This is a genomic window from Janthinobacterium aquaticum (assembly GCF_009208565.1).
Taxonomy (GTDB): Bacteria; Pseudomonadota; Gammaproteobacteria; order Burkholderiales; family Burkholderiaceae_D; genus Janthinobacterium.
Genome location: NZ_WFLK01000014.1, coordinates 12,958 through 39,206, shown reverse-complemented (window position 1 = coordinate 39,206; position 26,249 = coordinate 12,958). Strand labels below are relative to the sequence as shown.

Genomic DNA, 26,249 nt, shown 5'->3' with positions numbered 1-26,249 from the left:
GCAGCCGCAGCAGTACAAAAAAGTGTCTTGAATGCAAAAAAGACCGCACGCGGCGGTCTTTCCTGTTGCTACTTTGGCTTACCAGATAATGACGCGGTTTTCTGGCGCCACATACATCTTGTCGCCCGGTTTGACGTCAAATGCTTCGTAGAAGCCTGGCTGGTTGACCATGGTGCCGTTGGCGCGGTACTGGCCCGGCGAATGCGGATCGGTCTTGATCTGCACAATCTGCTGGGCTTCGCGCATTTTGCTGCGCCATACCTGGCCAAAGCCCATGTAGAAGCGCTGGTCGCCGGTCAGGCCATCGATCACCGGCGCAGGTTTGCCGCCGAGCGAGATCTTGTAGGCCTTGTAGGCAATTGCCACGCCGGAGTTGTCGGCAATGTTCTCGCCCAGCGTCAGCGCGCCGTTGACGTTGTAGCCTGGCAGCGGGCTATAGCCGTCGTACTGCTTGGTCAGCGCGTCGGCCTTGGCCGAGAAGTTCTTGCGATCTTCTGCCGTCCACCAGTCGCGCAGATTGCCGTCACCATCGGACTGGCTGCCCTTGTCGTCGAAGCCGTGGCTGATTTCATGGCCGATCACCGCGCCAATGGCGCCGTAATTGGCGGCGTCGTCGGCATTGGCGTCAAAGAACGGCGGCTGCAGGATCGAGGCCGGGAACACGATTTCGTTCATGGTCGAACTGTAATAGGCGTTGACCGTCTGCGGTGTCATGCCCCACTCTTCGCGGTCGATCGGCTTGCCCAGCTTGGCGATCTGGCGCGCGGTGGCGAAATTGGCGGCGCGCATCATGTTGCCCACCAGGTCACCCTGCGCAATCTGCAGCTTGGAGTAATCGCGCCACACGTTCGGGTAGGCAATCTTCGGCGTGAACTTGGCCAGCTTGGCTTGCGCTTCCTTCTTGGTTTCCGGGCCCATCCAGTCGAGCGTGTCGATGCTCTGCTTGTAGGCGGCCAGCACGTTTTTTACCAGCTCCTGCATATGCGCCTTGCGCTCTGGCGGGAAATATTGCGCCACGTACAGCTTGCCGACGGCTTCGCCCAGCACGCTGTCGACCGCGGCCACGCCACGCTTCCAGCGCGGCTGGTTTTCCGTCACGCCGCTCAGCACGGTGCCATAGAACCCGAAGTTCTGGTCGACAAAGTCTTTCGACAGGTAATTGCCGTAGCTGCGCAGCAGATGCCATTCGAAATAGGCTTTCACGGTGTCGAGGTCGGTCTTGGCCAGGATCTTGTCAAAGCCGGCCAGGTAGCTCGGCTGGTTGACGATCACATAGTCGACCTTATTGGCGATGCCATAGGCGGCCAGGCCAGCTTTCAGGTCGTAGCCAGGGGTCAGCTTGTTCAGTTCGGACAGCGCGGTCTTGTTGTAGCGCTTGACCGGGTCGCGGTTCTCGACCTTGGTCCATTGCACTTCAGCCAACTGGGTTTCCAGCGCCACGATGGCCTTGGCATGCGCAGCGGCTTTTTTATCGCCGGCCAGCGTCAGCATTTTTTCAACAAACGCCTGGTATTTTTCCTTCACGCCAGCCTGCTTGGCTTCCAGGTAGTAATCGCGGTCCGGCATGCCCAGGCCGCTCTGGCTGATATAGGCAGCGTATTTGGTCGATTCGCGCGCATCCTGGCCCACATACACGGCGTAAGGGGTGGCCACGCCGGTCTGGGTCAGATGGGCGATCAATGCCGGCACGCCCTTTTTGTCGCGCAAGGCGCGGATGCGGGCCAGTTCGCCTGCCAGTGGCTTGGTGCCCAGGCTTTCCAGGCGCGCTTCATCCATATAGCTGGCGTACAGGTCGCCAATTTTCTGCGCTTCCGAGCCGGCCTTTTTATTCTTGTCCTGCTGGGTCGCCTCGATAATGCCGCGCAGCTGCGGCGTGGTGTCGTCGCGCAGCTTGGCAAACGAACCCCAGCTCGACTTGTCGGCCGGAATTTCGGTGGTGGCCAGCCACTTGCCGTTCAGGTGGGTAAAGAAGTCGTCCTGCACGCGCACGGCAGGGTCGATATATTGCACCTCGATGCCGGAAACAGGGCCGGTTGCAGCAGCAGCTGCGGTGGGAGCGACAGTAGGCGCGGCGGTGGCTGGCACCGGTTCGGCGGCATGGGCAAAGGCTGCCAACAGGGTCAGGGTCAGGCTGCTCAGGAGATATCGGTTCACGGATGGTCCTTATGGGGCATGTCAAAGAGGTCGGGCGGGTGGCCCGCCGCGCCAGGCGGTTTAAGAATGTAGCATGGCAACATTCCCTTGACCACCCTGCTGCCCCGACAATCCGGTTCAACTGGTGTTTTTTACTTTACGATACATAAACAGGCCAGTTGAGCAACATTCACATACCCGGAAAGCTGATATTGGCGCCGCCATTGCCCATCCCCGCGCCCATGCCAGCCTTGCCGCCCTTGCGCCCGCCCGGTTCGCCGCCCTCACGAGCACGCCCTTCGTGCGGCGCCGGTCCATCCCCACCCATCACGCGTGCCATCTGGCCGGCAATAAAAGCGGCCACCGCCTGGCGCTGGGTTTCATCGAGCGCATCGTTGACATCGAGCCACCAGGCGCGCAGCTGCTTCTGCTCAGCCAGGCTGGCATCGTTTTCCTGATCCAGACCGCTGACCAGCTCACGCAGTTCAACCCCGGGTTTGGCCAACGCCTGCTGCACGCTGGCCTGCAGGCGTTCGCGGCGCGCCTTGCGCTCACGCAGCAACTGGCGCGTCCTGCCTTCCATCTGCTGCCACAGGATCTGCTGATTGGCATTGAGTTTCAGTTCGGCCTTGAAGTCCGGCGCCATCGGCAGCAGGTCTTCCAGCCGCATCTCGGCCAAGGGCACGGCGCAGGCCAGGTGGGTGGCGCTACCCAGCAGCAAAGCGATGCAAAGGCGGCGCAGGAAGGCAGGAAAAATCGGGAAAGTCATCGGTTCTCCGGATAAAAAAAAGCCTGCGTCGGCAGACGCAGGCAAAACCACTTCGGGTCGAGAATGCAGCCCCACTATAGGATGCGGCGCGACACTTTTTTTCGACTCTTACAAATGCTTACTCCCCTCAAGATTGCCTTATCTGCCGCCTACAAAGCTGCAACATTTGGCAAGTTGCGGCAGCGTCGTTCGCCCTTACACTGTCCTGTGGTGCCGCTTTTCCTTGCCGCTCCACATCAGGAAAGATTCAGGTCTATACTTTCAGTCAGGCGCCGCTCCACCGGGACCGGCGCCCTGGCAACATTTACAGGTGACACATGGGCAAACTTAAAAACAGCGGCTTGATCGGCCTGGGCGTAGTAGCAGGCATTGCCGTCTCGCTGCAGTTTTCAGCGATGGCGCAGAAAAACGTCGAACCGGCGTTGCCGCTCGAAGAGTTGCGCCAGCTGGCCGATGTCTTCGGCCTGATCAAGTCCGACTATGTGGAGCCGGTGGAAGACAAGAAACTGCTGACTGAAGCGATTGCCGGCATGGTGGCCTCGCTCGATCCGCATTCGGCCTACCTGGACAAAAAGGCCTACGCCGAACTGCGCGAAGGCTCGGAAGGCAAGTTTGTCGGCCTGGGCATCGAAATCGGCCAGAGCGAGGACGGCTATATCAGGATCGTCTCGCCGATCGAGGATTCGCCCGCCTACCGCGCCGGCATCAAGGCAGGCGACCTGATCACGCGTCTCGATGGCCAGAGCGTCAAGGGCGTCAGCCTGGACGACAATATCAAGCGCATGCGTGGCGAGCCAGGCACCAAAGTCACGCTGACGATTGCGCGCCAGGATGCGCCGCAGCCGCTGAGCTTTACCATTACCCGTGAAGAAATCCACCAGAAGAGCGTCAAGTCCAAAATGGTCGAGCCCGGTTATGCCTGGCTGCGCGTATCGCAGTTCCAGGAACCGACGGTCGACGACCTGGCCGCGCAGATTACGGCCCTGTACAAGCAGGACCCGAATATCAAAGGCATGGTGCTGGACCTGCGCAACGATCCGGGCGGCGTGCTGCAAGGCGCCATTGGCGTCTCGGCCGCTTTTTTGCCGCCCAACGCAGCGGTGGTGTCCACCAATGGGCAATTAGCGGACTCGCGCCAGGTGTTTTATGGCCGCGTGGACGACTACTCTTTCCGCAGCGACGGCGATGCGCTGGCCAAACTGCCGGCGGCCGTCAAGAAAGTGCCGCTGGTGGTGCTGGTCAATACCGGCTCGGCCTCGGCCTCGGAGATCGTGGCCGGCGCCTTGCAGGATTACAAGCGCGCCACCATTATCGGCACGCAAACCTTTGGCAAGGGGTCGGTGCAGACCATCCGCCAGCTGACCGCCGACACCGCCGTCAAGCTGACCACTGCACGCTATTACACGCCCAACGGCCGCTCGATCCAGGCCAAAGGCATCGTGCCCGACCTGCTGGTTGACGAAACTGCCGAAGGTGACGGCCTCAATGGCCTGCGCATGCGCGAAGCCGATTTGCAGAAACACCTGAGCAACGACCGCGACCAGGAAAGCGCCAAGGCCACCCCGGCCAATGATGAAATGGAAGAGCAACTGCGCATGATCGCGCTGGAGAAAACCCAGAAGCCGCTCGAATTTGGCAGCAAGGACGACTTCCAGCTGCAGCAGGCGCTGAACCATTTGAAGGGTTTGCCGGTCAAACTGGCCAAGCCCGAAACGCTCGTGGTGCAAGCCGCAAGCAAGCCCGACGCCACGGCGCAAGGAGGGAAATAAGCCGGCCCAGGCGATACAAATCTCGCTAAAGGCGAACTTGTTTGTGTAAAATTTGCTTCACCTCGGCAGCGCGTCGATTGCCCAATTTGAAAGCTTATCCATGAAACAAGTCGTCATCAGCGGTACCGGCCTGTATACCCCGCCGTACTCGATCTCCAACGAAGAACTGGTCGCCTGCTTCAATACCTACGCAGAAAAATTCAATGCCGATCACGCCACGGAAATCGCCGATGGCAGCGTGACGGCGCTGGAACTGTCGAGCGTGGCCTTTATTGAAAAGGCCTCCGGCATCAAGGCGCGCTATGTGATGGAAAAGGCCGGCATTCTCGATCCCGAGCGCATGGTGTCGCATATTGCCGAGCGCAGCGACGATGAAATATCGATCCAGGCCGAAATGGCCGTGGCCGCCGCACGCGATGCCATGGAGCGCGCCGGGCGCACTGCCGCCGATATCGACATGGTGCTGGTGGCCTGCAGCAATATGCAGCGCGCCTATCCGGCGCTGGCGGTCGAAGTGCAGGATGCGCTGGGCATCGACGGCTACGGCTTCGACATGAACGTGGCCTGCTCGTCGGCCACCTTCGGCATCCAGCAGGCAGTCGCAGCCGTGCAAAGCGGCCAGGCGCGCGCGGTACTGGTGCTGAACCCTGAAATTACCAGCGGCCACCTGAACTGGCGCGACCGCGACAGCCACTTTATCTTTGGCGACGCCTGCACCGCCATCATTGTTGAAGCGAAAGACACCGCTGTCTCGCAGCAACAGTTTGAAATTATCGGCACCGAACTGAAAACCCGCTTTTCCAACGCAATTCGCAATAACTTCGGCTTTCTGAACCGATTTGACGAAGCCGGCATCGGCCAACCCGACAAACTGTTCCGCCAGCAAGGCCGCAAGGTGTTCAAGGAAGTGTGCCCGATGGCGGCCGAAATGATCAAGGCCACGCTGGCCAAGGCTGGCGTTGAGGTGGCGCAGGTACGCCGTTACTGGCTGCACCAGGCCAATCTGAACATGAATTTGCTGATTGCACGCCTGATCCTGGGGCGCGATGCCGAGCCGGGCGAAGCGCCGGTCATTCTCGACACCTACGCCAATACCTCGTCGGCCGGTTCGATCATTGCATTCCATAAGCACCAGGATGATCTGGAAGCGGGCGCGCTGGGCGTGATCTGCTCGTTTGGCGCCGGTTATTCAATCGGCTGCGTGGTGGTGCGCAAGCTCTGAAACGCTATTGAATGAAAAGCCCGATTCCTTGAATTGGGTGCAGTTCCAGGTGGATAGGCATGCGATCGCGGCCACCTGGACGAAGATGCAGCACAAGTTTTTGCAAAAAAGTGGCCGGAAAGTTTCCGGAGCAGCCTTTGTTGCGTTTATACTTACTCGCTGAGCAACATCTTTTTCCATCCGCACGTCCTCAACAAGGAACCCTGCCCGCATGCCCCATAACATCAGTCTGATCACCACCATTGCCGCTGCCCTCGGATTCGGCCTTGTCTTCGGCTTTATCGCTATCCGCATGAAACTGCCGGCATTGGTCGGCTACCTGGCCGCCGGCATCATGATAGGACCGGCTACGCCGGGTTTTATCGCTGACGCCGAACTGGCCGGCCAGCTGGCGGAAATCGGGGTGATGCTGATGATGTTTGGCGTCGGACTGCATTTTTCCATCGAAGACCTGTGGGATGTGCGCAAGATCGCACTGCCCGGTGCCGTCCTGCAAATTGCGGTCGCGACCGCGATGGGCATGGGGCTGGCACACTGGTGGGGCTGGAGCCTCGGTGGCGGCCTGATCTTCGGCCTGGCGCTGTCGGTGGCCAGTACCGTGGTGCTGTTGCGCGCGCTCGAAGAGCGCGGCATTCTCGATTCGCTCAACGGACGCATTGCGGTCGGCTGGCTGGTGGTGGAAGACCTGGTGACCGTGCTGGTACTGGTGCTGTTGCCGGCATTTGCCGGTGCATTGGGCGGAAAATCGGCTGCTGGCGCGGAAGAAGTCAGTCTGTGGCATACGCTGGCCGTGACGCTGGGCCAGGTGGCCGGCTTTATCGTTTTTATGCTGGTGGTGGGTCGCAAATTGTTCCCGTGGATCTTGTGGCAGGTGGCGCGCAGCGGTTCGCGCGAACTGTTTACGCTGTGCGTGATTGCCGCCGCTGTCGGTATCGCCTATGCGTCGACCAAGCTGTTCGGTGTGTCGTTTGCCCTGGGCGCTTTCTTTGCCGGCATGGTGCTGCGCGAATCCGAGTTGAGCCACCGCGCCGCTGAAGAGTCGCTGCCGCTGCGCGATGCGTTTGCCGTGCTGTTCTTTGTGTCGGTGGGCATGCTGTTCGAGCCCAATATCCTGGTTGAAAAGCCACTTCAGGTGCTGGCCGTGTGCGCGATCATTATTTTCGGCAAGTCGATTGCTGCCTTCCTGCTGGTGATGGCGCTGCGCTATCCGCCAAAAACCGCGATTATCGTCTCGGCCAGCCTGGCGCAAATCGGCGAGTTTTCCTTTATCCTGGCCGCGCTGGGCCTGTCGCTGGGCCTGATGCCGCAGGAAGGCCAGAGCCTGATCCTGGCCGGCGCTATCTTGTCGATTGCCCTGAACCCGGTCGTGTTCAGCCTGGCCAATCCGCTGCTGCGCGTACTTAACAATAGCGACTTTGCGCGCAAGTTCGAGCGCACAGCCGACCCGCTGGCCGAACTGCCGATGTCGGTGCCGCAGGAAAAACTGTCAGGCCAGATCGTGCTGGTCGGCTACGGCCGCGTAGGCCGCCGCATCGCCGCTGCCCTCACCGAGCGCGGCATCCACTTTGTGGTGGCCGAGGAAAACCGCGAGATCGTCGACCAGTTGCGCAAGCAGGGCATACCGGCCGTGGCCGGCAACGCGGGCGAGCCTGCCGTGCTGATCCAGGCACATATCACTCATGCCACCATGCTGGTGATCGCCACGCCCGACACCTTCCATGTGCGCGCCATGATCGAGACGGCGCGCGCCTTGAATCCCGGCATCCTGACGGTGGTGCGCACGCACAGCGAAGAGGAAGCCGACCTGCTGCGCGCAGAAAATGCCGGCAAGATCTTTATTGGCGAGCATGAGCTGGCCAACGGCATGGCGGCCCATGTGCTGAGCAGTTTTGACGCCGCCAAGAAAGGACATGGCCACGGGCATTAATCAGCCCGCCTGCCAAGGAGCCTGCCCGCTTGATTGCCGGCAGGCTTTTTTCATGCCCGGACCCTGGGCTGCAGTTCTGGAGCGCCGCCTCCAATTTCCATGTACGCTAGCGTACAAACGATGATGCGCGCAGCTTGTGCGCGAAGATACTTTCCCGTAGGCTAGAAAGATGAAGCGACTTTTTCTTTGCCTGCTGATGTTGTGCTGTGCCCCGCTGCTGGCCGGGACGGCGCGCGCGGATACGGCAAAACTCAAAGTGGGCGTCAAACGCATAGAAATCGACACCCAGCGCATGTACGAAGTCAGTGCCAACGCCGTGGTGCAGGCTGCGCCGGCAGCGGTCTGGAAGACGCTGACCAACTACGAGCGCATGACCGAATTCGTGCCCGACCTGAGCGCCTGCCGCGTGCTGTCGCGCAATGGCAATGAAGTGGTGATCGAACAGCAGGGCGTGGCGCGCTTCCTGTTCATGAGCAATCCCATCCACCTGGTGGTGCGGGCCATGGAAAAGCCGATGACATCGATCGACATCGACCTCATTTCCGGCGACATGCGCCACTATGAAGCGCGCTGGACGCTGACGCCGCTGCCCGACACGGGCGGCACGCGCATTCTGTTTTCCAGCCGGCTGATACCGGGCTTCTATGTGCCGGGCATGCTGGGCACCACCATGATCAAGGGCGATATCGAACGGATGATGACGGCAGTGATGGCGCGCATCGACAATCCGCCCGACATCGATCAGGCCAGGTAGGTATCGCGGTCGCGGATTTCCGCAAAGTTTTCCAGGCTGCCCAGCTTGACCGTCACCGGGTTCAGGCTGGCGTTGGGCTGCACCGAGCGCCAGGCAAACAGCCACTCCTGTTCCGGTGCCTCGGCGCGCGTCTTGGTAAATACCGCACCCAGCGCGGCGCGCTGGCCATACTCCACCAGACCATCGATGCCAGCCCAGCTGGGCAGCGTGCGCTGTACGGCGCGGTGCAGGCGCTCGCCGAATTCTTCCGTGTTATGGATGATCAGGCAGCTGTCGGCCGGCGCAAACAGGTCGAACAATTGCTTGTCCCACGCTTGCGAAAAACTCAGCGTCAGGCAGTTGCCGACCGGCGCCAGGCGGAATTGCCCCTGGCTCAGCGCCAGTTCCAGTTCGCTGCGCTGGCCGTAGCGGTGCAGGGTGGGTGGACGTTTGTAATCATGCATGCTTGACTCGTTCTGTATAAAGGTAAGACGGCGTCAGCCACTTAGCGCGGCGGACGGATATGGCGGCGGATACGCTGCGCGGTGGCAGCCAGGTAAATCTCGCGCAGCAGATAAATAAAGCAGCCGATCAGGCACATCACAGCCAGCACGAAAAACACAGCGATATATTTATCGAGCGTCAGGTTCAGGATATCGCCCAAAAACAGCATGGCAATAATAATGCAGACAAAAAATCCGCAGGCCGTGCTCAGCGAAATCGAGTAATTGATCAGGTGCGTGCGGCGGTAGAGCGTATCGAGCTCATTCATGTAAAAGTCGTTGTAGCCGATATCGAGCCGGTCCTCGAGCACCCGCGTGCGGTCGATAATGCGGCCCAGGCGATTGGTCAGCACCACCAGCATGGTGCCGATACCGGTCAGCAGGAATACCGGCGCGATTGCCAGCTGGATAATATGGCCGATATCGCCGATCTGTATATTCATGGGTCAGGGTGAAAGTAAATGGCAGCTGCGCCCGCTCAGATAAAACCGCGGCCGGGCTGGAAACGCCGGGTGGCGTCCACCAGCGCCGAGGCAATGCCGCGCTCGAGCGCGCCGTGGCCGGCGTCCGGTATCATCTGCAGCTGCGAGCCGGGCCAGGCCTGGTGCAGGCGGTAGGCCGACAGCGGCGGGCAGATGGCGTCATAGCGGCCCTGCACGATCACGGCCGGCAAATGCGCAATACGGTGCATGTCGCGGATCAACTGGTCGTCCTCGAAAAAGCCCAGCTCGGCCATATAGTGCGACTCGAGCCGGCCCACGCCCAGGTCCAGTGCATCGTTGGGCGTATCTTCGGGCTGCGGCATCAGATAGACGCGGCGGCCTTCGAAGCGGCTCCAGGCACGCGCTGCCGGCCAGTATACGTCAGGGTCGTCGCTGAGGATGCGTTTGACATAGGCCGCCAGCAGGTCGCCACGCTCGGCAGCGGGAATCGGCGCGGCAAATTCTTCGTACAATTCCGGGTAGAACCAGCGCACGCCCTCGATAAACCAGTCGATCTCGGCTTTGGTGCACAGGAAAATGCCACGCAGCACAAAGCCCAGACAGGCTTCGGGGTGTGCCTGGCCGTAAGCCAGCGCCAGCGTCGAGCCCCACGAGCCGCCAAACACCAGCCACTGCGCAATGCCGAAGTTGCTGCGCAGCCGCTCGATATCATCGATCAGCAACTGCGTGGTGTTGTTGCGCCATTCTCCCAGCGGCGTCGACTTGCCGGCGCCGCGCTGGTCGAACAGGATTACGCGATAACGCTGCGGATCGAAAAAACGCCGATGCTGCGGTGACAGGCCGGCGCCCGGGCCGCCATGCAGGAAGATGACCGGAATGCCGTCCGGATTGCCGCACTCTTCCCAGTAAATCGTATGCACTTCGTCGACCGCCAGCATGCCATGCCGGTTCGGTGACAGGCTCGGATACAACGGCAGCAGGGAGTCAGGCATGGCGTTCCTCGAAAGACGGTCAGGGATGGCCAATTATAGTGTGCGACGCCATGGTCCGGCCAGTGGCGTGCGTTCAACGACGCGCTGAAGCGGGCGGCGTCAGACCAGCGTCAGCGGCAGGCGGTTCGACGATTTGATTTCACGCATCGACAGGCTGGACTGGATTTCCGCCACGCCAGGCAAGCGCCGCAGTACGTTCGATACAAATTCGCCATATGCTTCCAGGTCGCGCGCCACCACTTGCAGGAAATAATCGGCTTCGCCGGCAACATTGTGGCAGGACAATATCTCGGGAATCGCGGCAATCGCCTGCTCGAATTGCGACGGCTGCTCATTGCCATGGTTGGCAAACACCACGCGCACAAACGCCACCAGGCCAATGCCCAGCTTCTTGCGGTTGAGCAGCGCCTGGTAGCCGGTAATAAAGCCCTCTTCTTCCAGCCGGCGCAGGCGGCGCCAGACCGGCGTTTCACTGAGCTTGAGACGCTCGGCCAAGCGAGCGTTGGACAGCCGCCCCTCTTCCTGCAGCAATTTCAAGATCTGCAAATCGGTCGCGTCGAGGCTAACTTCTGAAATCTTCATCTAATTATTGTTTTTTTAGAGGTGGAATCTACCCAGATACTAGATGATGCTGGGCGAAAATAGCAAGCACATTTCAAGTGGGCAAGAACATAATGGCGCCGTGCGCGCTGCCGGCACGCCCCTCCCCACCTTTTTCCAGTCGAGCTTGCCATGTCGGATTCTACCTTCTTGATGTACCTGCTGGCACTGGCCGGCGCGTTTTTGTTGCCCGGCCCCGACATGGCGCTGGTGTTGGCAACGGGTGCCGCACGTGGAGCGGGCACGGCGCTGGTTACCGCCGTCGGCATTGCCGCGGCGCGCGCCCTGCATGTGGCGCTGTCGGGCGCCGGACTGGCCGCGCTGATGGTCACGCATCCACAGGCGCTGCAATGGGTCAAATGGGCTGGCGCCGCCTATCTGTGCTACCTGGCGGCGCGGCTGCTGCAGGCAGCATTCTCGACAGCCAGGACGACGCAGTGCGCTGCGCCGGCAACGGCCCATAATGCGCGCGCCAGCCTGGTGCGCGGTTTCCTGACCAATCTGCTCAATCCGAAGGCGCTGCTGTTTTGCAGCATGTTCCTGCCGCAATTCGTGGTGGCCGGCAGCGACAGCCTGGGCCTGCAGTACCTGCGTCTCGGTATCGCACTGGTGCTGGTCGGTCTGCTGTTCGACGCACTGTATGCCGTGCTTGCCGCACGTTTGGCCCGGCGACTGCGCGGCAAGCCCTCGCCTTACGGCAAGTTCGTACTGCCTACGGTGTTTGTGGCGCTGGCCGGGCGGCTGGTGCTGGGTTGACAGCCTGTGCGGCGGATTACGCTGCACTAGTGTACTGAGCCTGCATGTCGGCTTACGCTACGCTAAGCCGACCTACGAACTCCTGCTGGACTGAAAAACAGCGATCATTGCACGATCAATGCAGACATAAAAAAAAGACAGCCGAAGCTGTCTTTCTGGTCGAGCCCTGTCTGTCTTACGACATATGCTGGCCACCGTTGATCGAGATATTGGCGCCGGTCACGAATGCCGCTTCATCGGACGCCAGGTAAGCGACCAGGCCAGCGACTTCTTCCGGCTTGCCCAGGCGCGCCATCGGGATTTGCGGAATGATCTTGCTGTCCAGCACTTCCTGTGGAATCGCCATCACCATCTTGGTGCCGATATAGCCTGGCGAAATGGTGTTGACGGTGACGTTCTTGCGCGCTACTTCCAGCGCCAGCGACTTGGTAAAGCCGTGCATGCCGGCCTTGGCGGCCGAATAGTTGGTCTGGCCGAACGCGCCCTTCTGGCCGTTGACCGACGAGATATTGATGATGCGGCCCCAGCCGCGTTCAACCATGCCATCGCACACAGGCTTGGTCATATTGAACACGGAATCCAGGTTGGTGCCCATCACGGCGTCCCAGTTCGGCTTGTCCATCTTCTTGAACGTCATGTCGCGCGTAATGCCGGCGTTATTGACCAGCACGTCGACCGGGCCGACTTCCTTTTCCACCGTCGCCACGCAAGCGGCTGCCGAATCGTAGTCGGCCACGTCGCAAGGATAGGCCTTGAAATCATAACCCTGGTCCTTGGTCGTCGCCAGCCATTCATCGACCTTGCTGTTGCCAGGCGAATACGTGGTCACCACGCGATAGCCCAATGCCGCCAGCTTGAAACACACCGCCTCGCCCAAGCCGCCCATGCCGCCAGTTACTAATGCTACTCGTGCCATTGTCTTCCCCTCGATCGTTCTGTTTGGTTCTAATTTTGAAAAGAAATTGTTTATTAAGGCGCTCGGAAACCGTAGCGAGCAAGCCCAATGCCAGTTTGAGTAGCACAGCTGTACGAAGGTACAGCGCGCAACGGAGAACTGGCAGTGGGCTGCGCAGTAGGTTTACGAAGCCTTAATCTCGTTCGATCGCCAGGGCAACACCCATGCCGCCGCCGATACACAGCGACGCCAGGCCTTTCTTGGCGTCGCGACGTATCATTTCATGGATCAGCGACACCAGGATGCGCGCGCCCGAAGCGCCGATCGGATGACCGATGGCAATGGCGCCGCCGTTCACGTTGATCTTGCTGGTATCCCAGCCCATTTCCTTGTTGACCGCAATCGCCTGCGCGGCAAACGCTTCGTTGATCTCCATCAGGTCGAGTTCTTCATGCGTCCAGCCGGCTTTTTTCAGGCACAGGCGCGAAGCCGAGACCGGGCCCATGCCCATGATGGCCGGGTCCAGGCCCGACGAAGCATAGGCCTTGATGCGTGCCAGCGGTTTCAGGCCCAGTTCCTTGGCCACCGAGGCCGACATCATGATGACGGCAGCAGCGCCGTCGTTCAGTCCCGAGGCATTGCCGGCGGTAACCGTGCCATCCTTGGCAAACGCCGGACGCAGGCCGGACAGCGATTCGATGGTCGAGCCGGGTTTGATATATTCGTCGGTGTCGAACACCACCGTGCCTTTTTTGTTGGCAATTTCCAGCGGCAGGATTTCATCCTTGAACTTGCCGGCCTTTTGCGCCGCCTCTGCCTTCAGCTGCGACTGCAGTGCAAATTCATCCTGCTCGGCGCGCGTCACTTCGTATTTCTTGGCGACGTTCTCTGCCGTGATGCCCATGTGGTACTGGTTATAGACATCCCACAGGCCGTCGACGATCATCGAATCGATCATCTTGAAGTCGCCCATGCGGAAGCCGTCGCGCGAACCGTTCATCACGTGCGGCGAGGCGCTCATGTTTTCCTGGCCGCCAGCGATAATGATATTGGCGTCGCCGCACTTGATGGCCTGCGCCGCCAGGTGGGTGGCTTTCAGGCCGCTGCCGCAGACCTTGTTGATGGTCATGGCGGGAATCGAGGTTGGCAGGCCGGCCTTGATCACCGCCTGGCGCGCCGCGTTCTGGCCGACGCCGGCGGTCAGCACCTGGCCCAGGATCGCTTCGCCGATCAGATTGGGATCGATGCCGGTTTTGGCCAGCAGGCCCTTGATTACATGTGCGCCCAATTCGGACGCAGGAATCTTGGCCAGGCTGCCACCGAACTTGCCCACTGCGGTACGGCCAGCGGCCACGATTACAACATCATCCATTTATTTCTCCGATTTACTGGCCCCGTGCGGGCCAGGCTGTTAATGAAATGCGGGAAGGCCTCTGAAAGAACAAAAACTAAATAACAGGCTGCAACGTCGCCGATTTTTAGCGTCTATTCAGTCTCCATGGCGCGGTGCTTTGTTTTTATCATACCCTTCCTCGCCGCTGGCGAAAGGGCTTTTTAGAAAATTATTCAAGGAGATAAGCAGGGGCACCGGCGTCTTTTTTACGATCTGGCATAACTCGTCGATTTTTTGACGCGACGCAGCAAATTCACCTTTTGTCACAGACTGCAATTGTTCTTGGGTTTCTTGGGCAACTTCCTTTGCCTGGCGACTATACGAACCGATCCGTTCGATGGCCAGCTGCGACTGCGTGCGCGATACCTGCAGCAGGTTTTCAGGATTCGGCGCCGACCACAGTTGCGTGCCAGCCGCACTAGCCGCCGCCAGCGTGGCGCGGGCCGTATCGAGTTGCAGCGCCAGCGCCCTGGCGCCGCCGTTGCAGGCGGCCTGGAACAGGGCGCGGGTGCTGGCCAACTGGGCCTCATAAACAGCTTTGCCAGCCTGGGACAATTGCTCGGAAAATAAGAACATTGCATTACTCCTCAATGAAAAGCGGTGCCATGCTGCGCCGCACAGTACTCCACTGTATGCGGCGCATCGTGTTCAAATCTTGATATGGCTCAAACTTTACTGCTGAGTCCAGGCCAATCCTTTTGTGCTCAGGACAGCAATTTGATACCGTCCAGCGAGGCTGCGCACTGTTCGCGTATCACGCTGACGAAATCGTGCACATAGGCCTTGTCCTGCAATGCCGGCTGTACCGATACGAACAGGTCGCTCCACAAACCCTGCTCGCCGATCGGGCGCGCCACCACATAATCGTAATCGACATAATTCTTGATGGCCCAGTTGGGCAAGGCGGCAATCCCGCGTCGGCTGGCCACCAGTTGCAGCACCGCCACTGTCAAGTCCGCCGTGCGGCGCTCGAAATCGATGCCGGCCGGCCGCAGTACGTCGCGGATCAGGTCGACGCGCTGTTCCGCCACCGGATAAGTAATCAGGGTTTCGCCGGCAAAATCCTGCGCCACCAGCCGCCGCTGCGCCTGCAGACGGTGTTTCTGCGCCATCACTACCATGATTTCAAAACGGAACAATGGAAACACTGCGAAATCCGGACCATAGGGCGCGCCGATCACCAGGTCCGCCTCGCCCGAACGCAGCAAGTCGGCCGGCTCGCTGTGAAAACCCGACACCAGGTCGATTTCCACCTCGGGCCAGCGCTGGCGGAATGCATCCATCACCGGCATCAGCCAGTCGAAGCAGGTATGGCACTCCAGCGCAACGCGCAACTGGCCCTTGTCGCCCTGCGACAGGCGCGCCACGTCGCGCTCTGCCTGCTCGATTTCCGGCAGCAGCTTGTCGGCCAGCGCCAGCAGACGGCTGCCAGTGGCGGTAAAGGCAATCGGCATCGACTTTCGCTCGAACAGCGGCGCGTTATAGCGCTCTTCGAGCAGCCGGATCTGGTGCGACAGCGCCGATTGCGTCAGGTTAAGCAATTGCGCGGCCCGCACCAGGCTGCCTGAAGAACGCAGCGCACTCAGGGTACGCAGGTGACGAATTTCTAGCATGGGGGAAACCGATGGCTTGATACGTGAAATACTTTCATGTTATTCGATAAAATATGTTGTTTTGATTATAAATCTGAATGCCGCACACTCTAGCCTATCCACATTAAATCTCGATGACATCATCCGGATGACTTCACTATTTTCTTCATCATTGATGCGATGTAATACGGCATGAGAGGCTGCTTTCCGAGGGCTACATCGTTTTTTCCTGATTCGCCGCGCCTGCGCGATGCATTACCAGCCGTGCGCGCCCCTGATCACGTTCTTTTTGAGTAGAATGCAAGAAATTTACTGCTTTCCATATGCATCTATCCAGGCATCTGGCTGTACGCAGTTTCACTCTGATAACGTTTATGTCCAAAAGCCCGTCGCACAAGCCTATCGAAATCAAGATTTCCACCGTTGTCGCGGTCTCGGCCATCGTGCACGGGGCCGACATTGGTGCGCTGGACGCCGCCTTGCATGAAATGACCGGCGGTGTGGCCGACTTTTTTGAAGACGACCTGGCCGTGCTCGACGTGGCCGACCTGCAGCCGGGCGAAACGCCGGTTGACTGGGCGGCGCTGGTTGCGCTGCTGAAGAAATACCGGCTCAACGCCGTTGCCGTGCGCAACGCCACGCCGGACATGCATGAGGCCATCCTGGCGCAGGGCCTGAGCCTGGACAGCGGCAAGACGCGCGACGATGCGCCCGCCAAGGACGGGCCGACGGCAGCTGCGCAATCGGGCGCCGAAGCGCAGGTGATGGTGATCGATACGCCGGTGCGCGCCGGCCAGCGCATTTATGCGCGCGGCTGCGACCTGATCATCACGGCCGTGGTCAACAACGGCGCCGAGATTATCGCCGATGGCAGCATCCATGTGTATTCCTCGCTGTACGGGCGCGCACTGGCTGGCGCCTCGGGCAACCCGCAGGCACGTATTTTTGCGCTGGCAATGGAACCGGAACTGGTGTCGATTGCCGGCGTGTACCGCACGTTTGAAGATGGTTTTCCGCCGGAAATGTCCAAGGGTCCGTCGCAAATTCGTTTGGCCGGTGACAGAATCGAGATAAACTCTGTCAAACCCGTAACTCCCGTTAACCGCTCTTAAGCTGCACAATTCAAGAGATATCTGAAAAGGATTATTTGTGGCAAGAATTATTGTTGTGACGTCCGGCAAGGGCGGTGTCGGTAAAACTACCTCCAGTGCCAGTTTTTCCACTGGCCTGGCCTTGCGCGGCCACAAGACAGCCGTGCTGGACTTTGACGTCGGCCTGCGCAATCTCGACCTGATCATGGGTTGCGAGCGCCGCGTGGTCTATGACCTGATCAATGTGATCAACAAGGAAGCGACGCTGAACCAGGCGCTGATCAAGGACAAGCACTGCGACAACCTGTTTATCCTGCCGGCCTCGCAGACACGCGACAAGGATGCGCTGACGGAAGAAGGCGTGGAGCGCGTGTTGAACGACCTGATCAACATGGGTTTCGAGTTCATTATCTGCGATTCGCCGGCTGGCATCGAACACGGCGCCCTGATGGCGCTGACATTTGCCGACGAAGCCATTATCGTGACCAATCCGGAAGTATCGTCGGTGCGCGATTCGGACCGCATCCTCGGCATCCTGCAAGCCAAGTCGCGCCGCGCGCAAACGGGTGGCGAGCCGGTCAAGGAACACCTGCTGATCACGCGCTATTCGCCCAAACGCGTCGAGTCCGATGAAATGCTGTCCTACCAGGACGTGCAGGAAATCCTGCGCATCCCGCTGGTGGGCATTATCCCCGAATCGGAGCAGGTGCTGGCCGCCTCGAACCAGGGCAATCCGGCCATTCACTTCAAGGGCACCGACGTGGCGCAAGCCTACGAAGACGTGGTGTCGCGCTTCCTCGGCGAAGAGGTCGAATTGCGTTTTACCAATTATGAAAAGCCTGGCTTGCTCCAGCGTATTTTTGGGAAGTAATATGGCCTTGCTTTCTTTCCTGTTCCCCCCCAAACCGAAAACGGCCGCCGCCGCCAAGGAGCGCCTGCAAATCATTATCGCGCGCGAACGCAGCGGCCGCGACGGCCCCGACTTCCTGCCAGCCCTGCACAAGGAGCTGATCGAAGTCATTTCCAAGTACACCAAGGTCAACGCCGAAGACATCAAGATCTCGCTCGACCGCCAGGGCAACCTGGAAGTGCTCGACGTGAATGTGGTGCTGCCGGACGCCTGAGGCCGTCAGCCTGACCTTCAGCTCGGCCGTATCGTAATCAACTCCTGCGCCACCGCGGCGCAGGCATTGACGTGCTGGTTGCCGATCTGGCGAAACACCGCGTAGCCCAGTGCGGCGGCCACTGCCTGGCCAGCCAGTGGCACGACGCGCGCCACCTGCTTGGTGGCCAGCTTGACGCCACTGCGCTTGAGCAGGTGGATGATCAGTTCGCGTGTCACCAGTTTTCCCACCAGCATGCCGCCCATGCCGATCGCCACGCGATAGGCCATCAGCTTGAACTGCGGATTGAGTTTTTCGATCTGCTCGGGCGTCAGGCCGAATTCATGGTTGATGTCGTTGATCAGCATCGACAGCAAACCCACGTCGGACATCAGGTCGATACCCGGGATGGGAATGGCCGACGTGCCGGCCGACATCAAGGCGCGCCGCGCCACCAGCTTGCGGCAACGCGCGCGCGCATGTTCAATTTCTTCAGGGCTGCCTGGTATCAGGCTCCAGTCGGTCGTAGTGTGATCAGACATGCTGCTTTCTCCGCGCAATAAAGACAGTCTCAGTGTAGTGGAAAGGTGACGCGCTCGCGATTTCACTGGACACAGTTGCAATCTCTGTTATATTTCATTCGAGCATTCCTTAACATTACGATAAGCGGATCGCCGCGTCTGTTTGTTGTTACACACTCCAGCCCATTATGCGAATTGCCGTACTCGATAGCGACCATAGCCAGGCAGAACTGATCTGCCAGGTGCTCACGGCGGCAGGCCATACCTGTCACGCATTTCAAAACAGCAAAGAGATGTTGGGGCAACTGCGCAAGGAAAGCTGCGACATGCTGATCCTGGACTGGCATGTCAGCGACCTGGACGGTACCGAAGTGCTGCGCCGCGCGCGCGAAAAACTGGCGCCCAAGGCGCCCGTGTTGTTCATGACCAACAGCACTGGCGAGGATGCCATCGTCGAGGGCATCAAGGCCGGCGCCGACGATTACATGGTCAAGCCCCTGCGGCGCAGCGAACTGGCGCTGCGTACCCAGGCTCTGCTGCGGGTGGCTTATCCGGCGCAAAACGGCGCCGAGCAGCTGCAGTTTGGTCCGTATATCTTTGAAACGCGCCCCGGTCGCCTGCTGATGGAGGGTGAAGTACTTGACGTCACGCACAAGGAGTTTGCACTGGCGCTGCTGTTTTTCCGCAACCTGGGCCGTCCCTTGTCGCGCGCTTATATCCATGAAGCCGTCTGGCAGCGCGACACCATCGTTCCCTCGCGCACCATGGACACCCACGTCTCGCGCGTGCGCAACAAGCTGCAGCTGAAACCTGAACACGGCTACCGGCTGGTGCCGGTCTACAGCTACGGTTACCGGCTGGAAAAACTTGGCGGCTAAGACCGCTCATGGCAAACCGGGCAGCATCTGCTCAAACAACGGGCACAAAGCGGTATAATGTCGGCATACGCCATCCTAAGCCCTGAAATGCAACTGCTCGCCGTCGGCCTCAATCACACCACTGCCCCAGTGTCGCTCCGCGAACAGCTGGCGTTTGCTCCTGAGCAACTCGGCCAGGCGGTGATAGCGGCGCGCAGCTGGTTTGAGCGCATCGACCTGCGCGACAACGACGAAGCAGCCATCTTGTCGACCTGCAACCGCACCGAGCTGTATGCGGCCAGCCGCGCACCGAATCCGCTCGACGCCGGCGCCCATTTCCTGGCTGATTATCACAAACTCAGCTACAGCGAACTGCGCCCGCACCTGTATATGCTGCCGCAGCACGACGCCGTGCGCCATACCTTCCGCGTCGCCTCCGGGCTCGATTCGATGGTACTGGGCGAAACCCAGATCCTGGGCCAGATCAAGGACGCCATCCGCACGGCCGACGAAGCCGGCGGCTTGGGCACCTATCTGCACCAATTGTTCCAGCGCAGTTTTTCTGTCGCCAAGGAAGTGCGCAGCACCACCGAGATCGGCGCCCACAGCGTGTCGATGGCGGCCGCGGCCGTGCGACTGTCGCAGCGCATCTTCGACAAGATTGCCGAGCAGAACGTGCTCTTTATTGGCGCCGGCGAAATGATCGAACTGTGCGCCACCCATTTTGCGGCGCAAAACCCGAACAGCATCACGATTGCCAACCGCACCATGGAGCGCGGCGAGGCGCTGGCGCACCGTTTCAACGGCAAGGCAATCCGCCTGGCCGACCTGCCGGACCGGCTGCACCAGTTTGATATCGTCATTTCCTGCACGGCTTCGTCCTTGCCGCTGCTGGGCCTGGGCCTGGTCGAGCGCGCCATCAAGGCGCGCCGCCACAAGCCGATGTTCATGGTCGACCTGGCCGTGCCGCGCGATATCGAAACCGAAGTGGGTCGCCTGAACGACGTCTTCCTGTACACGGTGGACGACCTGGGCAAGGTGGTGCAGACCGGCCTGGAAAGCCGCCAGGCTGCCGTGGCGCAGGCCGAATCGATTATCGAGACGCGCGTGCAATCGTTCATGAGCTGGGTCGACGACCGCGCCATGGTGCCGGTCATCCAGGATCTGCATGAAACGAGCGAATCGCTGCGCCAGATGGAAGTGGAGCGCGCGCGCAAGATGCTGGCCAAGGGCGCCGATATCGACGCCGTGCTCGAAGCGCTGTCGAAAGGCCTGACGGCCAAATTCCTGCACGGCCCGCAGCAGGCGCTGCACCGTGCGCAAGGCGACGAGCGCAAGCACCTGGCCAATCTGCTGCCGAAGTTGTTCAACGCCCGCCGTTAGCGTCCCTGCCTGGCTCTGCCTGCCCAAGCGCCAGTTCGGCGCGCCTGTTTGTTTCCCTTTGTTTTTTCCTGATTCTTTACCGCGAACCGCTATGAAACCATCCATGCTGGCCAAGCTCGACCAACTGGCGAACCGCCTGGTCGAACTCGATGAACTGTTGATGCACCCGGACGCCACGGCGAATATGGATAGCTATCGCAAGATGACGCGCGAGCACGCCGAACTGGGCCCGCTGGTGGCGCTGTATCACTCATACCAGAAAGCCGGCGGCGATATCGTGGCGGCGCAGGAGATGCTCGCCGACCCGGACATGAAGGACTTTGCGCAGGAAGAAATCGAGGCGGCCAAGGTCGCCATGACGCAGCTCGAACGCGAACTGCAAACCATGCTGCTGCCGAAAGACGTCAATGACGAGCGCAATATTTTCCTGGAAATTCGCGCCGGTACCGGCGGCGACGAATCGGCCCTGTTTGCCGGCGATTTGCTGCGCATGTACACGCGCTTTGCCGAGCGCAACCGCTGGCAGGTGGAACTGGTGTCGGCCTCGGACTCGGACCTGGGCGGCTACCGCGAAGTGATCGTGCGCCTGGTCGGTCACGGCGCCTACTCGAAACTGAAATTCGAGTCGGGCGGCCACCGCGTGCAGCGCGTACCGGCCACCGAAACCCAGGGTCGCATCCACACTTCGGCCTGCACGGTGGCCGTGATGCCGGAAGCGGACGAGGTCGAAGACGTCAATATCAACCCGGCCGACCTGCGCATCGATACCTATCGCGCCTCGGGCGCCGGCGGCCAGCACATCAACAAGACCGACTCGGCCGTGCGCATTACCCACTTGCCGTCCGGTATCGTGGTGGAATGCCAGGACGACCGCAGCCAGCACAAGAACAAAGCGCAGGCGATGAAGGTGCTGGCCACCCGCATCAAGGACGTGCAGCTGCGCGAGCAGCAATCCAAAGAAGCGGCCACCCGCAAGAGCCTGATCGGTTCGGGCGACCGCAGCGAGCGCATCCGCACCTACAACTTCCCGCAGGGGCGCATGACCGACCACCGCATCAACCTGACGCTGTACAAGCTCGACTTCATTATGGATGGCGATCTGACGGAATTGACCAATGCGCTGGCGGCAGAGCACCAGGCTGAACTGCTCGCTGCCCTGGGCGATTAAAACGCGTCCATGGCGGCGTTGCGTTGCCCTGAACGCGTTTTAAAGCGTTCGCACGTAGGTCGGATTAGGCCGCAGGCCGTAATCCGACAACACCTTTGATGCCAACAAAGTTGTCGGATTACGGCCCGAAGGGCCTAATCCGACCTACGCTCTTTTTAGGCTGCCTATGCGAAAATAGGTGGTTAACATCCATCCACTACCCGTGCCGCCCATGAAAAATTCACGCAACGTTCTCCTGCTTATCGCCGCCCTGTGCTTTGCCATGCTGGGCGTGGCCATGTATCTGCAGCATGTGCTCAATATGGCGCCGTGTCCGCTGTGCGTGATCCAGCGCTATCTGTTTATCGCCATTGCCGTGGCCTGCCTGGCCGGCGCGCTGGCGAACAAGCCGAAAATCGGCGCCGGCGTCGGCCTGCTGGCGGCGCTGGGCGGCCTGGGCGTGGCGGGCAAGCATCTGTATGTACTGGCCAATCCTGGCTTCTCCTGCGGCATCGATCCGGTGGAAACGGCGCTCAATAAAGTGTTTACGGCGCAAATCATGCCCTTCATGTTTGAGTCGTATGGCGCCTGCGAGAACGCTGGTGAAGCCTTTATCGGCCTGTCGATCCCGCAGTGGGCGTTTGTCTGGTTTGCCATTTTTGGCGTGGCCCTGCTGTGGACGCTGCTGCGCCGCAAACACTAAGAAAGCACCATGCAAGACACCCTGATTCCCGCTGGCAGCACCGTCGGCGCGCTGCAAATCCGTCCACAACTGGACCCGGTCGACAACCGCATCCTGCTCAGTCATGCGCTGGGCCTGTCGCGCGTGGGCCTGATCACGCAGTCGGAGCGGGTGCTGACAGACGCAGAAGCGGCGCACCTGTCGGCGCTGCTGGCGCGCCGCCTGCAGGGCGAACCGATCGCCTATATCGTCGGCCAGCGCGAATTTTTCGGCCTGCCGTTTGAGGTCAGCGACGCGGTATTGATCCCGCGCCCGGACACCGAAGTGCTGGTCGAATGCGCACTGGAACGGCTGCCGGCGCAGGGGCGCGTGCTCGATATGGGTACCGGCAGCGGCGCGATTGCCGTGGCGCTGGCGCACAGCCGGCCCGATGCGGTGGTCACGGCACTCGACGTCAGCAGCGCGGCGCTGGCCGTGGCGCGCCGCAATGCCAGCGCCAACGGCGTCAATATCACCTTTATGGCCAGCAACTGGTTTGATGCGCTGGGCACCGAGCGGTTTGAGCTGATCGTGTCGAACCCACCGTATATCGCCAGCGGCGACCGCCACCTGGCTGAAGGCGATCTGCGCTTCGAGCCGGTCGGTGCGCTGACCGACCATGCCGATGGCCTGTCGGCGCTGCGCATCATTATTGCCGGCGCACGCCGCCACCTGCTCGCTGGCGGCTGGCTGCTGCTCGAGCACGGCTACGACCAGGCCGGCGCCGTGCGCCAGCTGTTACAGGAGGCCGGCTTCGACAACGTACAAAGCTGGCGCGACCTGGCCGGCATCGAACGCGTCAGCGGCGCCTGCCTGCGCTGAGTTTTTTTTCACGTTCCCCCTCATCGGCTTGACTGTGCGACGCGCAGCCAGGCCGACAGTTTGCTAAACTATCAAGCCAATTCCTGACCGACGCCGCCGGTATTTTGGGTAGGCTGCCGACGCATTTCTCCGTTTTCGGTTAATCTCAGCACAAATTATTTATCTGCTGCACAAGAAAGGAAGCTTAAATTGCCCAACCTGTTGACTCGCCGCCTGGCATTGCTCACTGAAGATGCCAACCGCGCGCTGCTGGGCGGCTTGCGTGGCATCGAACGCGAAACCCTGCGCGTCGATCCTGCCGGCCATCTCGCTTCCACGCCCCACCCCGCCGCGCTGGGTTCGGCGCTTACGCACCCCGAGATCACCACCGATTACGCCGAAGCGCTGCTGGAATTCATCACGCCAGCCGAAAACGATATTGCCGTCACACTCAACAAGCTCGACACCGTACACCGCCATGCCTACAGCCGCCTCGGCAGCGAACTGCTGTGGAGCCAGTCGATGCCGTGCGCGCTGCCGCCCGAAGAGCAGATAGAGATCGCCAACTATGGCAGCTCGAACATGGGCACGCTCAAGCATGTGTACCGGCGCGGCCTGGCGCTGCGCTATGGCAAGGCCATGCAATGCATCGCCGGCATCCACTACAACTACTCGCTCGACGAAAAACTGTGGCCTTTGCTGGCGGCCAATCCGGCCACCAGCGCCAGCGGCCAGAGCGAACAGGGCAGCGCGCGCGACGTGCAGTCGGCCAGCTATCTGGCCACCATCCGCAACTTCCGCCGCTACAGCTGGCTGCTGATGTATCTGTTCGGCGCCTCGCCGGCGCTGGCCGCCGGCTTCCTGCGCGGCCGCGAACACAAGCTCGATACCTTGTCCGACGATACGCTGTACCTGCCCTACGCCACCAGCCTGCGCATGAGCGACCTGGGCTACCAGAACGATGCGCAGTCGGGCCTGCGTCCGCATGAAAACAGCCTGGAAGACTACGTCAGCGCGCTGACCCACGCCGTCAACGATCCGTACGCGCCCTATGAAGCGCTGGGCACCAAGAAGGACGGCGAATGGATACAGCTGTCGACCAATGTGCTGCAGATCGAGAACGAATACTATTCGACTATCCGTCCCAAGCGCGTGATCCGCAGCGGCGAGCGGCCGATCCAGGCGCTGTGCCTGCGCGGCGTGCAATATATCGAAGTGCGCTGCATGGACGTCGATCCGTTCGAGCCGGTCGGCATCAATCTGCAGGCCGGCCGCTTCCTCGACGCCTTTTTGCTGTTCTGCGCACTCGATGACAGCGCGCCGATCTCGGCCGAGCAAAGCGCCTGCTACACCAGCAATTTTGCGCGCACCGTCAAGGAAGGACGCAAGCCGGGACTGATGCTGCGCCGCGACGGCCAGGAGATAGCCTTGCAAGCGTGGGGCGAAGAGCTGCTGGCGCGCATCGCGCCGGTCGCCGCCCTGCTCGACGCACGCCACGGCGGCAGCGAGCACGCCGACAGCCTCAAGGCGCAGGCCGCCAAGCTGGCCGATCCGGACGCCACGCCATCGGCGCGCGTGCTGCGCGAACTGCGCGCCAATGGCGGCTCGTTTTCCGCCTTCGGCCTGCAGCAAAGCGAACGCCATGCCGCGTTCTTCCGCACCCAGGCACCCAGCGCCGAACAGACCGTGTATTTCGACCAGCTGGCCGCCAGTTCGCTCGACGAACAGCGCGCCATGGAAGCGGCGCCGCAGGGCAGCTTCGACGACTATGTGGCGTCCTACCGCGCCAGCACCCTGTGCCCGCAATGCTGAAAACCTGAGCGGGAGCCCCATGCTGACCTTCTATAATGAATTGCACAGCCAGCACCGGGGCCGCTTTGAAATGTTTCGCGGCGAGCTCGTACCGTGCTTTGAAAAGCCGGAGCGCGCCGAGCTGGTGCTGGCCGAGCTGGGCCGGCGCAACCTGGGCCGCATCGTCACGCCGCACGGCGTGCCTTTGACCTCGCTCGAACGCATCCATACGCCGCGCTACCTGCATTTCCTGCGCCATGCCTGGCACGACTGGCTGGCGCTGGACCCGGACAATGCCGGCAAGGATGCGCTACCCTCGGTGTGGCCGGTACGCACACTGCGCAGCGATATCGAGCCGGACAATTTCACCGCCAGGCTGGGCCTGTATTCGATGGATAACGGCACGCCCCTTACCAGCGGCGCCTGGACGGCCGCCAAGACCGGCGCCGACTGCGCCGTCAACGCCGCCCACGCGCTGCGCCTGGGTGAACGCGCTACCTTTGCGCTGACGCGCCCGCCCGGCCACCATGCCGGCAGCGATTTTTTTGGCGGCGCCTGCTTCCTCAACAACGCCGCGCTGGCCGCGCAGCACCTGCTCGACGACGGTGCGCGCCGGGTCGCCATTCTCGACCTCGACTACCACCACGGCAACGGCACCCAAAGCATTTTCTATGCACGCAACGACGTGCTGTTTGTCTCGCTGCACGCCGACCCGCGCCATGAATTTCCGTTTTATCTGGGCCACGCCGATGAAACCGGCGTCGACGCCGGCCTCGGCTACAACGTCAACCTGCCGCTGCCAGCAGGCACTGGCAGCGCCAGCTGGTTTGCGGCGCTGGAAACGGCCTGCCTGCGCATCGCCATGTATGCGCCTGACGCGCTGGTGGTGTCGCTCGGCGTCGATACCTATGCAGGCGACCCGCTGTCGCACTTTACCCTGCAAAGCGGCGATTACCTGCGCCTGGGCGAACGCCTGGCGTTCCTGAACCTGCCGACCGCCTTTATCCTCGAAGGCGGGCATGCGATCAGGGAGCTGGGGATCAATGTGGTCAATGTGCTGGAAGGCTTCGAGACGGCGGAATAATTACGTAGGTCGGATTAGGCCCT

At 60.8% G+C, this 26,249-nt stretch carries 26 protein-coding genes; 15 read left to right on the top strand and 11 right to left on the bottom strand.

All coding sequences use genetic code 11. From position 1 onward, the window contains the following. Positions 1-78: 78 nt before the first annotated feature. On the bottom strand, positions 79-2,154 hold the full coding sequence (locus GCM43_RS20095; protein WP_152247613.1) for a M13 family metallopeptidase: 2,076 nt from the start codon (positions 2,152-2,154) through the stop codon (positions 79-81). A gap of 169 nt (positions 2,155-2,323) precedes the next feature. Then, a complete protein-coding gene (locus GCM43_RS20090; RefSeq protein WP_152247611.1) occupies positions 2,324-2,902 on the bottom strand; it encodes a hypothetical protein in 579 nt (192 codons plus the stop codon). Positions 2,903-3,219: 317 nt separating this feature from the next. On the opposite strand from GCM43_RS20090, the gene GCM43_RS20085 reads away from it, so the two are divergent. The 4 genes from GCM43_RS20085 to GCM43_RS20070 all read left to right on the top strand — a co-directional run bounded on the left by GCM43_RS20085 (position 3,220) and on the right by GCM43_RS20070 (position 8,574). Then, entirely contained in the window at positions 3,220-4,671 is a 1,452-nt protein-coding gene (locus GCM43_RS20085) for a S41 family peptidase (protein WP_152247609.1), read from the top strand. Between the two features lie 100 nt (positions 4,672-4,771). Continuing rightward, positions 4,772-5,893 (top strand): beta-ketoacyl-ACP synthase III, encoded by a 1,122-nt coding sequence (locus GCM43_RS20080; RefSeq protein ID WP_152247607.1) that lies wholly within the window; start codon positions 4,772-4,774, stop codon positions 5,891-5,893. Between the two features lie 211 nt (positions 5,894-6,104). Further along, positions 6,105-7,820: a cation:proton antiporter domain-containing protein gene (locus GCM43_RS20075; protein WP_152247605.1), complete on the top strand. Its 1,716-nt coding sequence runs from the start codon at positions 6,105-6,107 to the stop codon at positions 7,818-7,820. Positions 7,821-7,989: 169 nt separating this feature from the next. Beyond that, on the top strand, positions 7,990-8,574 hold the full coding sequence (locus GCM43_RS20070; RefSeq protein WP_226929582.1) for an SRPBCC family protein: 585 nt from the start codon (positions 7,990-7,992) through the stop codon (positions 8,572-8,574). On the opposite strand, the gene GCM43_RS20065 is transcribed toward GCM43_RS20070, so the two are convergent. The 4 genes from GCM43_RS20065 to GCM43_RS20050 form a co-directional block, all read right to left on the bottom strand. After that, positions 8,562-9,017 (bottom strand): hypothetical protein, encoded by a 456-nt coding sequence (locus GCM43_RS20065; protein ID WP_152247603.1) that lies wholly within the window; start codon positions 9,015-9,017, stop codon positions 8,562-8,564. The genes GCM43_RS20070 and GCM43_RS20065 overlap by 13 nt on opposite strands. Positions 9,018-9,058: 41 nt before the next feature. After that, positions 9,059-9,499 (bottom strand): DUF2721 domain-containing protein, encoded by a 441-nt coding sequence (locus tag GCM43_RS20060; protein ID WP_152247601.1) that lies wholly within the window; start codon positions 9,497-9,499, stop codon positions 9,059-9,061. 35 nt (positions 9,500-9,534) lie between these two features. Further along, positions 9,535-10,491 carry a prolyl aminopeptidase gene (pip, locus tag GCM43_RS20055; RefSeq protein WP_152247599.1) on the bottom strand — a complete coding sequence of 319 codons (957 nt, stop codon included), beginning with the start codon at positions 10,489-10,491 and terminating at the stop codon, positions 9,535-9,537. A 99-nt stretch (positions 10,492-10,590) separates the two neighbouring features. Further along, on the bottom strand, positions 10,591-11,073 hold the full coding sequence (locus GCM43_RS20050) for an Lrp/AsnC family transcriptional regulator (RefSeq protein ID WP_152247597.1): 483 nt from the start codon (positions 11,071-11,073) through the stop codon (positions 10,591-10,593). Between the two features lie 150 nt (positions 11,074-11,223). On the opposite strand from GCM43_RS20050, the gene GCM43_RS20045 reads away from it, so the two are divergent. Further along, complete coding sequence (locus tag GCM43_RS20045; protein WP_226929581.1) at positions 11,224-11,847, top strand: LysE family translocator; 624 nt, start codon at positions 11,224-11,226, stop codon at positions 11,845-11,847. A gap of 175 nt (positions 11,848-12,022) precedes the next feature. On the opposite strand, the gene phbB is transcribed toward GCM43_RS20045, so the two are convergent. The 4 genes from phbB to GCM43_RS20025 all read right to left on the bottom strand — a co-directional run bounded on the left by phbB (position 12,023) and on the right by GCM43_RS20025 (position 15,748). After that, entirely contained in the window at positions 12,023-12,763 is a 741-nt protein-coding gene (gene phbB, locus GCM43_RS20040) for an acetoacetyl-CoA reductase (RefSeq protein WP_152247595.1), read from the bottom strand. A 172-nt stretch (positions 12,764-12,935) separates the two neighbouring features. Further along, positions 12,936-14,114 (bottom strand): acetyl-CoA C-acetyltransferase, encoded by a 1,179-nt coding sequence (locus GCM43_RS20035; RefSeq protein ID WP_152247593.1) that lies wholly within the window; start codon positions 14,112-14,114, stop codon positions 12,936-12,938. 117 nt (positions 14,115-14,231) lie between these two features. After that, the gene (locus tag GCM43_RS20030; protein ID WP_152247591.1) at positions 14,232-14,711 is read right to left on the bottom strand and encodes a phasin family protein; all 480 of its coding nucleotides are present in this window, start codon (positions 14,709-14,711) and stop codon (positions 14,232-14,234) included. A 128-nt stretch (positions 14,712-14,839) separates the two neighbouring features. After that, positions 14,840-15,748, bottom strand: coding sequence for a LysR family transcriptional regulator (locus GCM43_RS20025; RefSeq protein WP_152247589.1), 909 nt, complete (start codon positions 15,746-15,748; stop codon positions 14,840-14,842). A gap of 353 nt (positions 15,749-16,101) precedes the next feature. Between GCM43_RS20025 and minC the strand changes: the two genes are divergently transcribed. From minC to minE, 3 genes are read left to right on the top strand one after another with little or no spacing between them, the layout of a single operon-like run. Then, a complete protein-coding gene (minC, locus tag GCM43_RS20020; RefSeq protein ID WP_152247587.1) occupies positions 16,102-16,839 on the top strand; it encodes a septum site-determining protein MinC in 738 nt (245 codons plus the stop codon). Positions 16,840-16,876: 37 nt separating this feature from the next. Further along, positions 16,877-17,689: a septum site-determining protein MinD gene (minD, locus tag GCM43_RS20015; protein WP_152247585.1), complete on the top strand. Its 813-nt coding sequence runs from the start codon at positions 16,877-16,879 to the stop codon at positions 17,687-17,689. A 1-nt stretch (position 17,690) separates the two neighbouring features. Then, entirely contained in the window at positions 17,691-17,942 is a 252-nt protein-coding gene (minE, locus tag GCM43_RS20010; RefSeq protein WP_152247583.1) for a cell division topological specificity factor MinE, read from the top strand. A 17-nt stretch (positions 17,943-17,959) separates the two neighbouring features. Here minE and GCM43_RS20005 read toward each other — a convergent pair whose 3' ends face one another. Next, complete coding sequence (locus tag GCM43_RS20005; protein WP_152247581.1) at positions 17,960-18,463, bottom strand: hypothetical protein; 504 nt, start codon at positions 18,461-18,463, stop codon at positions 17,960-17,962. A 167-nt stretch (positions 18,464-18,630) separates the two neighbouring features. Here GCM43_RS20005 and GCM43_RS20000 point away from each other — a divergent pair, with 167 nt between their 5' ends. The 7 genes from GCM43_RS20000 to GCM43_RS19970 all read left to right on the top strand — a co-directional run bounded on the left by GCM43_RS20000 (position 18,631) and on the right by GCM43_RS19970 (position 26,226). Then, positions 18,631-19,320 (top strand): response regulator transcription factor, encoded by a 690-nt coding sequence (locus GCM43_RS20000; protein WP_152247579.1) that lies wholly within the window; start codon positions 18,631-18,633, stop codon positions 19,318-19,320. An 87-nt stretch (positions 19,321-19,407) separates the two neighbouring features. Next, a complete protein-coding gene (gene hemA, locus GCM43_RS19995) occupies positions 19,408-20,682 on the top strand; it encodes a glutamyl-tRNA reductase (RefSeq protein WP_152247577.1) in 1,275 nt (424 codons plus the stop codon). Between the two features lie 91 nt (positions 20,683-20,773). Continuing rightward, positions 20,774-21,850 carry a peptide chain release factor 1 gene (gene prfA / locus GCM43_RS19990; protein ID WP_152247575.1) on the top strand — a complete coding sequence of 359 codons (1,077 nt, stop codon included), beginning with the start codon at positions 20,774-20,776 and terminating at the stop codon, positions 21,848-21,850. 211 nt (positions 21,851-22,061) lie between these two features. Further along, entirely contained in the window at positions 22,062-22,532 is a 471-nt protein-coding gene (locus GCM43_RS19985; RefSeq protein ID WP_152247573.1) for a disulfide bond formation protein B, read from the top strand. Between the two features lie 9 nt (positions 22,533-22,541). Next, the gene (gene prmC, locus GCM43_RS19980; protein WP_152247571.1) at positions 22,542-23,372 is read left to right on the top strand and encodes a peptide chain release factor N(5)-glutamine methyltransferase; all 831 of its coding nucleotides are present in this window, start codon (positions 22,542-22,544) and stop codon (positions 23,370-23,372) included. Between the two features lie 189 nt (positions 23,373-23,561). Next, positions 23,562-25,163, top strand: coding sequence for a glutamate--cysteine ligase (gshA, locus tag GCM43_RS19975; RefSeq protein ID WP_152247569.1), 1,602 nt, complete (start codon positions 23,562-23,564; stop codon positions 25,161-25,163). A gap of 19 nt (positions 25,164-25,182) precedes the next feature. Continuing rightward, entirely contained in the window at positions 25,183-26,226 is a 1,044-nt protein-coding gene (locus GCM43_RS19970) for a histone deacetylase family protein (protein ID WP_152247567.1), read from the top strand. Positions 26,227-26,249 lie beyond the last annotated feature (23 nt).